The organism is Pseudomonas sp. P4_C4, from assembly GCF_056402055.1.
Map to the genome: position 1 here is coordinate 1 of NZ_JBFUID010000043.1, position 13,688 is coordinate 13,688.

Here is a 13,688-nt window from a genome sequence, read left to right on the forward strand (position 1 = left end):
TCGGGTTGTGCCTTAAAACGGGCCGGGCTGCGTTGCTCGAAGCTTATTTGGAATGACCAAACCACGCTTCTCGCGCCTTGCCCTGCACAACAGCAGGCCCGGCGCGGCGTGAAAACTAATTGAGAACGCCCCCTAACTCAATAGCGGTTTGGTTCCATTTCCAGATCGACATGGAAACGCTCGAAAATGTCTTTCTGGATGCGCTGCGCCAGGTTCAGCAATTGCAGGCCCGTTGCGCCGCCATAGTTGACCAGCACCAGCGCCTGCAATTTATGCACGCCAGCGTCAGCCTCACGGAAACCCTTCCACCCTGCCCGCTCGATCAACCAACCGGCGGCCAGCTTCATCTGCCCGTCGGGTTGCGCATAGGCCACCAGGTCCGGGTATTCGCCCTTGAGCCGTGCAGCCAGCGCCGCCGACACCAGAGGGTTTTTGAAGAAGCTGCCGGCATTGCCGAGTACGGCCGGGTCCGGGAGTTTTTCATTGCGGATGCTGCAAATGGCCTGACTGACATCGCTGGCGGTTGGATGCTCGATGCCTTGTTCGGTCAGGCGCTGACGTACCGGACCGTACTCCAGATGCAAATGCGCAGCACGGTCGAGGGCGAAACGCACACGCAGGATCAACCAACGCCCCGGCTCCTGCTTGAACAGGCTGTCGCGGTAAGCGAAGTTGCACTCCGCCAGGCTGAAATCGCGCAGTTCGCCGCTCTGGCGATCGAGGGCGGTCAGGCCGGCGAACACGTCCTTGATCTCGACCCCATAGGCGCCGATGTTCTGCATCGGTGCCGCGCCGACGGTGCCGGGAATCAGGCTGAGGTTTTCCAGGCCGGACAACCCCAGGGACAGTGTGTGTTGCACAAAGGGATGCCAAGGCTCGCCCGCCTCGGCCTCAATCACCACTTTGCTGCCGTCATCGCTCAGCACGCGAATTCCGCGAGTGGCCATGCGCAGCACCAGCGAATCGATATCCGCCGTCAGCAGCAGGTTGCTGCCACCGCCAATCACCAGCACCGCAACCTCGTGTTTCAGCCCATAGGCCAGGGCTTCGCGCACATCGGTGTCGCTATGGGCCTCGGCAAACAGCCGAGCCTCAACGTCCACGCCAAAGCTGTTGAACGGCTTGAGCGAAACCTGCGATTGAACCTGCAAACTCATAACCGTCCCTTCAATTCGATCACCAGTAAATCACTGGCGTGCTCGATCAGGTCAAGCACCTGCTCGAAGCCTTGCTCGCCGTCGTAGTACGGGTCCGGCACTTCATCGACTGGCGACTGGTAACGGCGCAGGAACAGGTCGAGTTCGGCCTTGCCCTTGGCCGGCTGCAAGGCCTTGAGGTTGCGCAGGTTGCTGTTGTCCATCGCCAGGATCAGATCGTAGGTGGCGAAATCGGCGCGGCTGACTTGCCGGGCGCGCTGGGTGGACAAGTCATAGCCACGCAGCTTCGCCGCGGCCTGACTGCGCTGGTCCGGCGCCTTGCCGACATGCCAGTCGCCGGTGCCTGCGGAGGCCACTTCAACCTGATCGGCCAAGCCGGCCTCGCGCAACTTATGCCGCAGCACGCCTTCGGCCGTGGGAGAGCGGCAGATGTTGCCCAGGCAGACAAACAGAACCCGCATCACTTCTCCAGCAGGCGACGAATGCGCTCTAGGTCTTCAACGGTATCGACACCGGCTGGCGGCGCGATCAGTGCGTCGGCCACATGGATCCGCACGCCATGCCACAGGGCACGCAGCTGTTCCAGGCACTCGGTGTTTTCCAGCCAGCATGGACCCCAGCTGACGAAGTCCTGCAGGAAACCGGCGCGGTAGGCATAAATGCCGATATGGCGGCGATACGGCACACCTTCGGGCAACTGCTCAGGGTTCACGGCGAACGCATCCCGCGCCCAGGGCAAAGTGGAACGACTGAACGTCAGCGCCAGGCCATTGAGGTCGCTGACGACCTTGACCACGTTGAGATTGAACAGGGTGTCCACGTCTTCGATCGGCTCGGCCAGGGTGGCCATGCGCGCTTCGGTATGAGCAGCCAGGTTGGCGGCCACCTGGTCGATCACGCTTGGCGGGATCAGCGGTTCGTCGCCCTGTACGTTGACCACGATGGCATCGGGCGCCAGGCCCAGTTTCATCGCGACTTCGGCCAGGCGATCAGTGCCGGAGTTGTGGTCTTCACGGGTCAGTACCACTTCGGCGCCGAAGCCCTTGCAGGCCTCGATAATGCGCGCATCGTCGGTGGCGACTACCACACGCTCGGCACCGCTTTTGCTCGCCTGTTCCCAGACGTGCTGGATCATCGGCTTGCCGGCGATCAGCAGCAGTGGCTTGCCCGGCAGGCGGGTAGAGGCGAAACGCGACGGAATGACGACGGTAAAGGCTGTAGTCATTTATCCAGGCGCTCGTCGGTGGTCAGGGTGCGCGCTTCGGATTCGAGCATCACCGGGATGCCGTCGCGAATCGGGTAGGCCAGGCCTGCGCCCTTGCTGATCAGCTCGGTCTTGTCGGCGCTGAGCTTGAGCGGGCCTTTGCAGACCGGGCAAGCGAGGATATCGAGCAATTTGGTGTCCATGAGCATTCCCTGGAAAAAACGGATTTAAGGCAACAAACGAGCCGGCAGCAGGCGCATCAGCTGTGTGTCGAACCAGGCCACGAAGGCCGGCGACGGCACGGCATCGACCGCCAGGTACCACCAGTCGGCGGCGGCAAAGGCACGGCATTTCACCGCGTCTTTTTCCGTCATCACCAACGGCAATGACGGCGTGAAATTCAAAGCCTCCACGCTGTATTCGGCGTGGTCGGCAAACGCATGTGGAACCGGCTGCCAGTGTAGCGTTTCGAGGGTCTTGAAGAAACGTTGCGGATTGCCGATGCCGGCCACCGCGTGCAGGGCCTGGCCGCTGGGGAAGTGGTCGAGGGGGCGCCGTTCGCCGCTGCGCAGATTGACCAGCGCGGTGGATTGCAATTGAAAGGCAAATCCATCATCGCGGTCAGTCGCGGCACCGTTGTAGAGCACCGCGTCGACGCTTTGCAGGCGCTCGACCGGTTCACGCAATGGCCCGGCAGGCAGGCAACGACGGTTGCCCAGGCCGCGAGCGGCGTCGATCAACACCAGTTCCAGGTCGCGGGCCATGCGGTAGTGCTGCATGCCGTCGTCAGACAGGATCAGGTCCAGCGGCTCACTGGCCAGCAACGCTTTGACAGCGTTGCTGCGATTTGGGTCGATCATCAGCGGCACACCCGTGCGCTGGACGATCAACAACGGCTCGTCACCCGCGATGTCGGCGCTTTGTTCGGCTTCAACTCGCCATGGCAATTGCGGCGGTTTGGCGCCGTAGCCGCGGCTGACCACGCCGACCCGCAGGCCGCTGCGCTGGCAGTGCTCGATCATCCATAGAATCAGCGGCGTCTTGCCGGTGCCACCCACGGTGATGTTGCCGACCACGATCAGCGGCACCGGCGGCTGATAGATCTCGCCCTCACCCGCCAAAAAGCGCTTGCGCTTGTTCATGACCACGCGCCGGTACAGCCACTCCAGTGGCTGCAACAGCTTCAGGGCCGGATGACCCGCGTACCACGCGGCCAGCAATCGATCGGACATGGCCATCAGGACGCGGGGGGCGCCGCTTCGATGGTGGTCATGCGCAAGTGACTGAAACCGAGTTTGCCGGCCGCATCCATGGCAGTCACCACGGACTGATGCTGAGTCTTGCCATCAGCGCTGATGGACAGCGGTCGGTTAGTGTCGCCGTTGGCTGCTTTTTGCAGCGCGTCCATCAACGAGGCCAGGTCACTTTTGGGCAGGATCTGGTTGTTCACCGAGTACACACCATCGGCGCTGATGGCGATCTCCAAAGGCTTGCTCTGATCGTCGGCGGGTGTGCCGCTGACGGCTTCCGGCAGATCGACGCGCAACTGGGTTTCACGGGTAAAGGTGGTGGTCACCACGAAAAACAGCAGCAGGACAAACACCACGTCAATCAGCGACACGAGGTTGATGTCCACGTTCTCCCGTTGCTTGCGGCGGAATTTCACGCTTTGCCCTCAGCCAGATCAACGTCACGGTCGCCCTGCACCACTTCAACCAGCTTGATGGCTTCCTGCTCCATGCCCACGACGAGCTCATCAATGCGCCGTTGCAGAAACCGGTGGAAGAACACCGAGGGGATACCGACAATCAGGCCCGAAGCCGTGGTAATCAAGGCTTTGGAAATACCGCCGGCCAGCACTGCGGCGTTGGTCGTCATGCCCGTGCCCATGAACGAACTGAAGATATCGATCATGCCCAACACGGTACCCAGCAGACCCAGCAACGGCGCCATGGCGGCGATGGTGCCCAGCGCGTTGATGTAGTGCTCCAGCTCGTGGATCACCCGGGCAGCGGCCTCTTCGATGCACTCCTTCATGATCTCGCGACCATGTCTGGAGTTGGCCAGGCCGGCCGCCAGGATCTCGCCCAACGGGGAGTTGGCGCGCAGTTCCTTGAGTTTTTCCTTATTGAGCTGTTTGTCCTTGATCCAGACCCAGACCTGCCCGAGCAAATGCTCCGGGGTCACGCGGCTGGCGCGCAGGGTCCAGAGACGCTCGGCGACGATCGCCATGGCCGCGATGGAACTCAGAATGATCGGCAGCATCATCCAGCCGCCGGATTTGACCAATTCCCACACAGTGACAGTCCCCTCGAAAAAGTGCGCCACTCTAACATAGGGGGGGCAAGCACCGAAGACCGTGGTGACGCAACCGGTCGGGCTTTGATAATGCCCGGTCATTGGTCCTAGGGCGGCGGATCGCGCCAGAAACGCCGTTCCTGGCGCATTGACCACGGCGGCTCGGAGCGCCCCAGTTGCAGACGAATGGCACCCTGTTCGACGCTGTCGTAGATCGCCATTCCACGTTTTTGATAACGCGCGATGACCGTGGGATGCGGATGGCCAAACGAATTGCCCTGCCCGCGGGAGATCAGCGCACCTTTAGGTTGCAGGACATCCAGCAGGGCCCTGGACGACGAACTGCGACTGCCATGGTGTGGCGCCTGCAGCCAGTCGATAGGCAGGGCCAATGGACTGTCCAGCAGGGCTCTCTCGGCGGCGGCATCAATGTCGCCACTCAACAGCAACCGTTCGCCATTGGCCTCGATCAGCAAGACACAGGAGTTCTGGTTGCTGTCGCCGGCCAATGGCCAGTGCCAAAGCTGGAAATAGACGCCGTCCCAGGTCCATTGCCGACCGCTCTCACAGCGCTCGGCCTGCAACTCCACCGGCAAGTCTGACGGTTCACCACTGACCACCTGTTTCACCGGCAAGCCCTTGGCAACTGCCCGGGCACCGCCGGCATGATCGGCATGGGCGTGGCTGATCAGCATCAGGTCGAGGCCCTTCACCCCCAGTTTGCGCAACGCCGGCAGCACCACCCGCTCCCCTTGGTCGAGTTCACCGAAACGCGGTCCGGCGTCATACAGCATCGTGTGATGCCGAGTGCGCACCAGGATCGCCAGGCCCTGACCGACATCCAGTTGCCAGACTTCGGCCATGCGTTCCTGCAACATCGGCCTGGGCGAAAAAACCAGCATCAACAGCATGGGCCACCCTAACGGGCGCATCGGTACGCCTCGCGGCAGCAATAGCAAGAAGGCGCCAATGGCACCGATTACCCAGGCCCATAGCGGGACTGTTGCGGGCACCCACGCGGGAACCTGACCGGAGACGAGTTCCAATCCCCTGAACCACCCGTCGATCAGGCCGCCCGCCAGCCACAGCAATTTCTCACCCACGTAAGGCACCGGCAGCAACAGCGTCCCGAGCAACGCCGGTGGCAGTACCACCAGACTGATCCAGGGTACCGCGAACAAATTGGCCAGCGGCCCACTGAGACTGATTGGCAACCCCAAAGCCAGTAACAACGGACAAAGGCCGATTGCAATCAGCCACTGGGCACGGGTCCAGGTCTGCCACCAGCGCCACGGTCCCAATCGGCCGCCGAAGGTCAATATCAAGACTGCCACGGCCGCGAAAGACAGCCAGAAACCAGGCTGAAGACTCGCCAGCGGCGCCAGCAGCAATATGCCGTTGAGTGCCAGCAACAGCGGCCACCATGCACCGAGATGTCGGAACCGTAGACGCCACAACAACACCAGACCAATCATCACGCAGGCCCGTCGCACCGGCACCCCGAAACCGGCCAGCATCCCGTAACCGAGCGCAGCGGCGAATGCCAGGCCACACGCCCAGGGCAACCATGGCAGACGGTTCGGCCATAGCCCAAAGCGGGCCAGGCCGGCGATCAGCAGATACACGACTCCCGCCAGCAATCCGATGTGCTGCCCGGAAATCACCAACAGATGCACCGTGCCGGTGTCCTGCAGTACCTGCCAGTCTTCCCGACTCAGCCCGGCACCGTCCCCGAGCACCAACGCCGTCAACGCGCCGCTTCGCCCTTGGGCATCAACCGCCAGCAAACGCTGACGGATGGCATCGCGCCAGGCCCATCGGGCTGGCGCAAGGCGTTCGCCCTCCTTCACCGTCCCGGTCGCCCCGATGCGTTGTGCCAGCAACCAGGCCTGGTAGTCGAATGCCTGCGGGTTGAGGAGCCCGACCGGGCGCTTCAGCTTGACTGCCAGGCGCCAGCGTTCGCCACTGTTCACCGGCGCCCCGCCATACCAGGCCAGCCGCATTTGCCGCGGCAGCCGGGTACGTCGGGACTGGATGTCGGTCAATTCGAAACGCACGACACCGTCATCATGCCGGGGCAAGCCTGTGACCCGCCCTTCGACCCAGCGGGTTTCGCCGTCCAGGGCCGGCGGCAACCGGTCATCCAGCGCCCACTGCGCATTCGCGCAGGCCCAGCTCAAACCGAACAGGTAAAACGCCACCGGCCAGGTCCTGAACGGCAGCAACATCAAACCCGCCACCGGCATCGCCAGCCACAACCAGACCGGCGGCAATGCCGGTAAAAAACGCAAGGTCAGCAGACCCAACGCCAGCGCCATCATCCCTGTGCGCATAAACCCGTCCTTGAGAGTACCCTCCAAGGCTTAGCCCGCCCGTCGCATGGGCATCGTCAATAATTGTCACAAAGTCTGAATGGGCAGCTCATAGAATCCAGACATACTTGCCACCCTGACCGACCGAGAAGCCTTATGCCCCGGCGCTTATTCAAACGTTACATGCCAGACCCGATGAGCATCAGGGAACACAAGTCCTTACGCTTTCTCGGCACGCTGTTGCATGACCCGAACCTGTGGCACCTCAATCGCCACTCCGTTGCCCGCGCCATGGCCGTGGGTCTGTTCGCTGCGTTCCTGCCGATCCCGCTGCAGATGCTGCTGGCGGCCATCCTCGCCATCATCGTGCGCGGCAACATGCCGATTGCCGTGAGCCTGGTCTGGCTGACCAACCCGATCACCATGCCCGCCGTGTTCTTTTGCACCTACCAGACCGGCGCCTGGCTGATGGACGTCCCCGCCCGGCAGTTGCCGGACTCGCTGACCTGGGAATGGGTCAGGGGTGAAATCTCGACCTTGTGGCAACCGTTTCTATTGGGCTCGGTAGTAACCGGGCTGGCACTCGGTGCGCTGGCCTACTTCCTGGTAATGATGTATTGGCGCTGGTGGGTGGCCCGGCAATGGAAGCGGCGCAAGAAGAGCCGGATGTGAGAATGCAAAACGGCCTCCACTTGGGAGGCCGTTTTTTTTGCGGTGTCTGGGCTGACGCCATCGCGAGCAAGCTCGCTCCCACAGGGGATCTACTTTGCGACATGGATCGAGTGTGGGAGCGAGCTTGCTCGCGATGCAGACGACTCGGTCGTCTTCAAGTACGCATCCCACGCCCGCTGACCAGCAACCGTGCACTACCGAGATACAGCACCACGGTCGCCACCAGCATGAAGGCGATCGCCACGCTGATGCGGATATCCGACACGCCGAGAATGCCGTAACGGAATGCGTTGACCATGTGCAGCACCGGGTTGGCCAGGGACACGGTCTGCCAGAACGGCGGCAGCAAGGTGATCGAGTAGAAGACCCCGCCCAGGTAGGTCAGTGGCGTCAGCACGAAGGTCGGAATGATCGAAATGTCATCGAAGTTGCGCGCAAACACGGCGTTGATGAAGCCCAGCAGCGAGAAGATCGTCGCGGTCAGCACCACCACCAGAATGGTCACGCCCAGGTGATGCACCTGCAAATGGGTGAAGAACAGCGACAGCAGGGTCACGATGATCCCCACCATCAAGCCACGCAGCACGCCGCCCAGGGTGTAGCCGATCAGAATGGTGTGCGGCGACAGCGGCGAGACCATCAGTTCTTCGATGGAACGCTGGAACTTGCTGCCGAAGAAACTCGACACCACGTTGCCGTAGGAGTTGGTGATCACCGACATCATGATCAGCCCCGGCACGATGTACTCCATGTAAGTGAAGCCACCCATGTCGCCGATTTGCCGACCGATCAGATTACCGAAGATCACGAAGTACAGGACCATGGTGATGGCCGGCGGCAGCAAGGTCTGCGGCCAGATCCGGGTGAAACGCCGGACTTCACGGTAAACGATGGTGTTGAGGGCAACGAGGTTGGGGCGTAGCTCGGAACTCATACCGCCACCTTCGACAGATTTTTCTCCACCAGGGACACGAACAACTCCTCGAGGCGATTGGTTTTGTTACGCAGGCTCAGCACTTCGATGTTTTGCTGCGCCAACTGGGTGAACAGCGCGGTGATGCCCATGGACTTGTCCACCTGGACTTCCAGGGTGTGGTTGTCGATCAGCCGGGACGGGTAGCCGAGCAACTGCGGCGCCACTTGCAACGTGTTCTTCATATCCAGCAGGAACGTTTCCACATGCAATTGGCTGAGCAACTGCTTCATGCTGGTGTTCTCGACGATGGTGCCGTGGTCGATGATGCCGATGTTGCGGCACAACTGCTCAGCCTCTTCCAGGTAGTGGGTCGTGAGGATGATGGTGATGCCTTTCTTGTTCAGTTCGGTGAGGAAGCTCCACATCGAACGACGCAGCTCGATGTCCACCCCGGCAGTCGGTTCGTCGAGGATCAGCAGGCGCGGCTCATGAACCAGCGCGCGGGCGATCATCAGGCGCCGCTTCATGCCGCCGGACAGCGAACGCGACGGCACATCCTTCTTGTCCCACAGGCCGAGCTGGGTCAGGTACTGTTCGGCGCGTTCCTTGGCGATTTTCGCCGGGATGCCGTAGTAGCCGGCCTGGGTCACGACGATGTCGAAGGTCTTTTCGAACTGGTTGAAGTTGAATTCCTGGGGCACCACGCCGATGCAGCGTTTGAGCTGCGCAGGATTCCTGTCCAGGTCGTGACCGAAGATATTCACCGTGCCACTGGTCTTGTTCACCAGGGTCGAGAGAATCCCGATGGTCGTGGATTTGCCGGCGCCGTTCGGGCCGAGCAAGGCGAAGAAGTCACCTTCGGCGACATCCAGATCGATACCACTCAGGGCCTGGAAACCGTTGCCGTAGGTTTTGGTTAGCTGCCGGATGGACAGAGCGGAACTCATATCTGATTTACGCACCAAGAAGGGAAGAAAGGGATAAGTATGGGCGGCGGCGAACAATACAACCGCAGCGAACCAGCACAATGGTGCTTGTCGCCGCCACACAAGTACAGTCAAGCGTGTCGATAGTGAGTATTAAGTCAACGCGGTCATGACCGCCTTTTGATACGCCGGACGCTGTTTCAACCGTGCGTACCAGGCCTCCAGGTGAGGTTGYGGCGCACGCTCGATCGGCATCTCGAACCAGGCATAAATGAAACTGCCCAGGGGAATATCGCCCATGCCGATCTCGTCTCCGGACAGGTAGGGTTTGGCGGCCAGCGCCTGATCGGCCATTGCCAGCAGCGTGTCGCATTCCTTGATTGCCGCCTTGATGGCGGGCCAGTCCTGCTGGTCTGCCGGGGTACGCAGCACGCCCCAGAACACGGTGCGGAACGGACCGGCAAAGCTCGAAGTGGTCCAGTCCATCCACTTATCGGCAGTGGCGCGGGCCTTTGGATTGTTCGGATACCAGGCCGTGCCGTCAGCATGCAAGGCCATCAGGTAACGCACGATGGCGTTGGATTCCCACAGCACGAAGCCATCGTCTTCGATCACCGGCACCCGACCGTTGGGGTTCATCGCGCGGTACTCGGGCGTATCGACGACACCAAAGGCGCCACCGGCATCGATGGCCTCGTAGGCCAGTCCCAGTTCTTCGGCGGCCCACAATGGCTTTCTGACATTCGACGAGTTTTTCCGACCCCAGATCTTCAGCATGACCGCCTCTTTTTCGGTAAGTGGGCAGGCAGCATACGCCGGATCAGGCGCGACTCAAATCGCTCTGCATGTCGCCCAGCAGCGGTTGCTGTTGCTCGCCGAACAGGTGCGGATAGCATTTTTCCAGGTGTTCGAAAAAGAACGCTTCAGGTACGTCGGCGAACTGGCCGTGATCGACGAGGTACTCCATCAGCTTCGCGCCATCGCGGTTGAAGGGATGAAAAACGCTGTCGTTGATCCCGTCGAATTCCAGCGGCGCCACATTGAACAGGTCGCAGAGTTTGCGGTTGAACGCTGGCGTCGCCTTGACCCAGCGATCCTGCAAATAGAACTCGGTGTAGCCGTGCATGGCGAACATATCGCTCTTGAGCAACTCAAGCAGCCGTGGCGTCGACAAATGATTGCGCACATCCGCCAGGCCGATCCGCGCGGGAATCGCGCAATGCCGCGCGGCACCTGCCAGCAGCGTGGCCTTGGGCACGCAGTAACTCTCTCCGGCCGCCAGCGCATAACTGCCGCGCAGGGTTTGCGGATCGCGACTGAACGTGTACGGGTTATAGCGCACCGCTTCGCGCACGGCGTAATAGAGACTGATCGCCTGCGCAAGCGGATCGCGACTGGCGCCACGGTGTTGTTCGGCGAACTCCACCACGGACGGGTGGTCACTATCGATGAAGCGGCCGGGACTCAGATACTCGTGCATGAGAATAATCTCCTGGGGAAGCCCCGAGTCTAGCGAGCGCTTGAGCACAGAGATAACGACGTTTCGGCCAAACATGGGCGCTTTGCCGCTCGCTCGATGAACGCTTTCCCACGATTCCAATCACATCGCTGTGACCTGCCTGTTTTGCGGATGCCGTCTAAGCTCTGTGGGCTGGTTCGCCCTGGTTTCACGGAGGAATGAATATGCTGTTGTTGTGGATACTGGTTCTGCTGGTCGGGATTGCTTATTTGGCCCACCGCCGCATCGCCCCGCTGCCCGCCCTGGTCATCGTGGCCGTCTATATCGTGGCAATGGGCGCTTTCAGCCGTGCGCCGGGCTGGTTGTTGCTGGTTTACTGGGTGTTGATCGCCGCCGTCGCCGCGCCCTTGCTGCTGCCCGACCTGCGCCGCAAATTATTCAGTGCACCGATGTTCAACTGGTTCCAGAAAACCCTGCCGCCCATGTCGCAAACCGAACGCGACGCCATCGACGCCGGCACGGTCTGGTGGGACGGCGAACTGTTCAGTGGCCGTCCGGACTGGAGCAAACTGCTGTCCTATCCCAAAGCGCAATTGAATGAAGAGGAACAGGCTTTCATCGACGGGCCGACCGAAACACTCTGCACCATGGTCAATGAATGGCAGCTCGGTCAAACCATGGACCTGCCGCCGGAAGTCTGGACCTTCATCAAGGACAACGGCTTTTTCGCCCTGATCATCCCCAAGGAGTTTGGCGGCAAGGGCTTCTCTGCCTATGCCCACTCGCAAGTGGCGATGAAACTGGCGAGCCACAGTGGCGACCTCGTAACCACCGTGATGGTCCCCAACTCCCTCGGCCCGGCCGAACTGTTGCTGCATTACGGTACCGACGAACAACGCAATCATTACCTGCCACGCCTGGCACGCGGCGACGATATCCCGTGCTTTGCCCTTACCGGCCCGCTGGCCGGCTCCGACGCCGGCGGCATGCCGGACTCCGGAGTGATCTGCAAAGGTGAATGGCAGGGTCAGGAAGTCCTCGGCCTGCGCCTGAACTGGGAAAAGCGCTACATCACCCTCGGCCCGGTGGCCACCCTCCTCGGCCTGGCCTTCAAGGCTTACGACCCGGATCACCTGCTGGGCGACAAAGATGACCTGGGTATCAGCCTGGCACTGATTCCGACCGACACCGCCGGTGTCGAGATCGGCCGCCGGCATCTGCCGTTGGGCGCCGCATTCATGAATGGCCCGAATTCAGGCAAGGACGTGTTCATCCCGCTGGAGCTCCTCATCGGCGGCCAGGAGATGCTCGGCAAAGGCTGGATGATGCTGATGAATTGCCTGTCGGTCGGGCGTTCGATTTCCCTGCCGGCGGTGGGCACCGGCATGGCCAAGTTCACCAGTCTGGTGACGGGCCAATACGCTCAGGTTCGCGAGCAGTTCAATGTGCCGATTGCCGCGTTCGAAGGCATTCAGGAAGCCATGGCGCGCATTGGCGGCAACACCTGGATGATGGACGCCGCCCGCATGCTGACCGCCAATGCGGTCGACCTGGGCGAGAAACCGTCGGTGCTGTCGGCGATTCTCAAGTACCACCTGACCGAGCGCGGCCGCGACTGCCTCAGCGATGCGATGGACGTGCACGGCGGCAAGGCAATCATCATGGGGCCAAACAACTACCTCGGTCGCAAATGGAACTGCGTGCCGATTTTCATCACCGTCGAAGGCGCGAATATTCTCTCGCGCAACCTGATGATCTTCGGCCAGGGCGCAATTCGCTGCCATCCCTTCGTGCTCAAGGAAATGGCCCTCGCCGGCCGTGAAGACAAGGATCAGGCGCTCAGAGAATTCGATGACCTGCTGCTCAAGCACATCGGTTTTGCCGTGAGCAACGCCGCCAGCACACTGGTGCTCAATCTCGGTTTCGGCCACCTCGAACACACCCCGGGCGACAAGCTCAGCCAGGGTTATTTCCGCGCACTCAATCGTCAGTCCGCTGCTTTCGCCCTGCTCGCCGACCTCAGCATGATGCTGCTGGGAGGGGAACTGAAACGCCGCGAACGCCTGTCCGCACGGCTGGGTGACGTGCTGAGCAACCTTTACCTGGCCTCTGCCGCGCTCAAGCGCTACCACGATCTCGACTCACCGCAGTACATGGCGCCGCTGCTGGCCTGGGCCATGGAAGAAAGCCTGGGCCAGGCGGAACGGGCCATGGATGAGCTGCTGAATAACTTCCCGAACAAAGTCGTCGGCTGCCTGTTGCGGGTGATCGTGTTCCCGTTCGGTCGCCGGCACAAAGGGCCATCGGACAAACTCGGTGCTGAAGTCGCTGCGTTGATTGGCCGCGCCAAGGGCGACCCTGCCCTGGAGGAATTGCTCCTGGGTTGCTATCGCCCACAAGCGAGCGACGACCCGGTGGGTGCATTGCAACACGCCTGCAATCTGTTGAGCGCCGCACAGCCATTGCAGAAAAAGCTGCATGTGGCACTCAAGAGTGGTCAGGTCAAACCGCTGGCCGGCGAGTCGGTGATCGATGCCGCCCTCGAGGCCGGCGTGTTGCAGCCGGTGGAAGCCCAAACCCTGCGTGAAGCAGAAGCGGCCCGGCGCAAGGTGATCGATGTCGATGACTTTGACCAAAAGGCTTTGGCACTGGCCAAGGGAAAAGTCCGCTGATCCCTTCAAGCATGTAAAAACGGGCGCTGGCGCTTTATACTCCCGCGCCCGTTTTGCTCTTGAGGACTTATC

General features: G+C 61.3%; 14 protein-coding genes. 2 read left to right on the forward strand and 12 right to left on the reverse strand.

Annotated features, from left to right (window positions below):
• Positions 1 to 137: 137 nt before the first annotated feature.
• The 8 genes from murB to AC1DXW_RS21075 all read right to left on the reverse strand — a co-directional run bounded on the left by murB (position 138) and on the right by AC1DXW_RS21075 (position 6,992).
• Positions 138 to 1,157, reverse strand: coding sequence for a UDP-N-acetylmuramate dehydrogenase (murB, locus tag AC1DXW_RS21040; protein WP_477754717.1), 1,020 nt, complete (start codon positions 1,155 to 1,157; stop codon positions 138 to 140).
• The gene (locus tag AC1DXW_RS21045; RefSeq protein ID WP_477754718.1) at positions 1,154 to 1,618 is read right to left on the reverse strand and encodes a low molecular weight protein-tyrosine-phosphatase; all 465 of its coding nucleotides are present in this window, start codon (positions 1,616 to 1,618) and stop codon (positions 1,154 to 1,156) included. The genes murB and AC1DXW_RS21045 overlap by 4 nt, the downstream gene beginning before the upstream one ends.
• Entirely contained in the window at positions 1,618 to 2,382 is a 765-nt protein-coding gene (gene kdsB, locus AC1DXW_RS21050; protein ID WP_477754719.1) for a 3-deoxy-manno-octulosonate cytidylyltransferase, read from the reverse strand. Before kdsB ends, AC1DXW_RS21045 begins: the two co-directional genes overlap by 1 nt.
• Positions 2,379 to 2,564: a Trm112 family protein gene (locus AC1DXW_RS21055; protein ID WP_003179363.1), complete on the reverse strand. Its 186-nt coding sequence runs from the start codon at positions 2,562 to 2,564 to the stop codon at positions 2,379 to 2,381. The genes kdsB and AC1DXW_RS21055 overlap by 4 nt, the downstream gene beginning before the upstream one ends.
• 24 nt (positions 2,565 to 2,588) lie before the next feature.
• Positions 2,589 to 3,599 (reverse strand): tetraacyldisaccharide 4'-kinase, encoded by a 1,011-nt coding sequence (lpxK, locus tag AC1DXW_RS21060; RefSeq protein ID WP_477760410.1) that lies wholly within the window; start codon positions 3,597 to 3,599, stop codon positions 2,589 to 2,591.
• Complete coding sequence (locus tag AC1DXW_RS21065; RefSeq protein WP_477754721.1) at positions 3,599 to 4,027, reverse strand: ExbD/TolR family protein; 429 nt, start codon at positions 4,025 to 4,027, stop codon at positions 3,599 to 3,601. Before AC1DXW_RS21065 ends, lpxK begins: the two co-directional genes overlap by 1 nt.
• A complete protein-coding gene (locus tag AC1DXW_RS21070; RefSeq protein WP_477754722.1) occupies positions 4,024 to 4,659 on the reverse strand; it encodes a MotA/TolQ/ExbB proton channel family protein in 636 nt (211 codons plus the stop codon). The genes AC1DXW_RS21065 and AC1DXW_RS21070 overlap by 4 nt, the downstream gene beginning before the upstream one ends.
• A 107-nt stretch (positions 4,660 to 4,766) precedes the next feature.
• Entirely contained in the window at positions 4,767 to 6,992 is a 2,226-nt protein-coding gene (locus AC1DXW_RS21075) for a DNA internalization-related competence protein ComEC/Rec2 (RefSeq protein ID WP_477754723.1), read from the reverse strand.
• A gap of 135 nt (positions 6,993 to 7,127) precedes the next feature.
• On the opposite strand from AC1DXW_RS21075, the gene AC1DXW_RS21080 reads away from it, so the two are divergent.
• On the forward strand, positions 7,128 to 7,643 hold the full coding sequence (locus tag AC1DXW_RS21080) for a DUF2062 domain-containing protein (protein ID WP_477754724.1): 516 nt from the start codon (positions 7,128 to 7,130) through the stop codon (positions 7,641 to 7,643).
• 154 nt (positions 7,644 to 7,797) lie between these two features.
• Here the strand turns inward: AC1DXW_RS21080 and AC1DXW_RS21085 are convergent, their stop codons facing one another.
• The 4 genes from AC1DXW_RS21085 to AC1DXW_RS21100 form a co-directional block, all read right to left on the reverse strand.
• The gene (locus AC1DXW_RS21085) at positions 7,798 to 8,577 is read right to left on the reverse strand and encodes an ABC transporter permease (RefSeq protein ID WP_008054107.1); all 780 of its coding nucleotides are present in this window, start codon (positions 8,575 to 8,577) and stop codon (positions 7,798 to 7,800) included.
• Positions 8,574 to 9,506: an ABC transporter ATP-binding protein gene (locus AC1DXW_RS21090; protein WP_477754725.1), complete on the reverse strand. Its 933-nt coding sequence runs from the start codon at positions 9,504 to 9,506 to the stop codon at positions 8,574 to 8,576. The genes AC1DXW_RS21085 and AC1DXW_RS21090 overlap by 4 nt, the downstream gene beginning before the upstream one ends.
• A gap of 132 nt (positions 9,507 to 9,638) precedes the next feature.
• Complete coding sequence (locus tag AC1DXW_RS21095) at positions 9,639 to 10,262, reverse strand: glutathione S-transferase family protein (protein ID WP_477754726.1); 624 nt, start codon at positions 10,260 to 10,262, stop codon at positions 9,639 to 9,641.
• Between the two features lie 43 nt (positions 10,263 to 10,305).
• A complete protein-coding gene (locus tag AC1DXW_RS21100; RefSeq protein WP_477754727.1) occupies positions 10,306 to 10,965 on the reverse strand; it encodes a transglutaminase-like domain-containing protein in 660 nt (219 codons plus the stop codon).
• Between the two features lie 203 nt (positions 10,966 to 11,168).
• Between AC1DXW_RS21100 and AC1DXW_RS21105 the strand changes: the two genes are divergently transcribed.
• The gene (locus AC1DXW_RS21105) at positions 11,169 to 13,616 is read left to right on the forward strand and encodes an acyl-CoA dehydrogenase (RefSeq protein ID WP_477754728.1); all 2,448 of its coding nucleotides are present in this window, start codon (positions 11,169 to 11,171) and stop codon (positions 13,614 to 13,616) included.
• Positions 13,617 to 13,688: the final 72 nt, after the last annotated feature.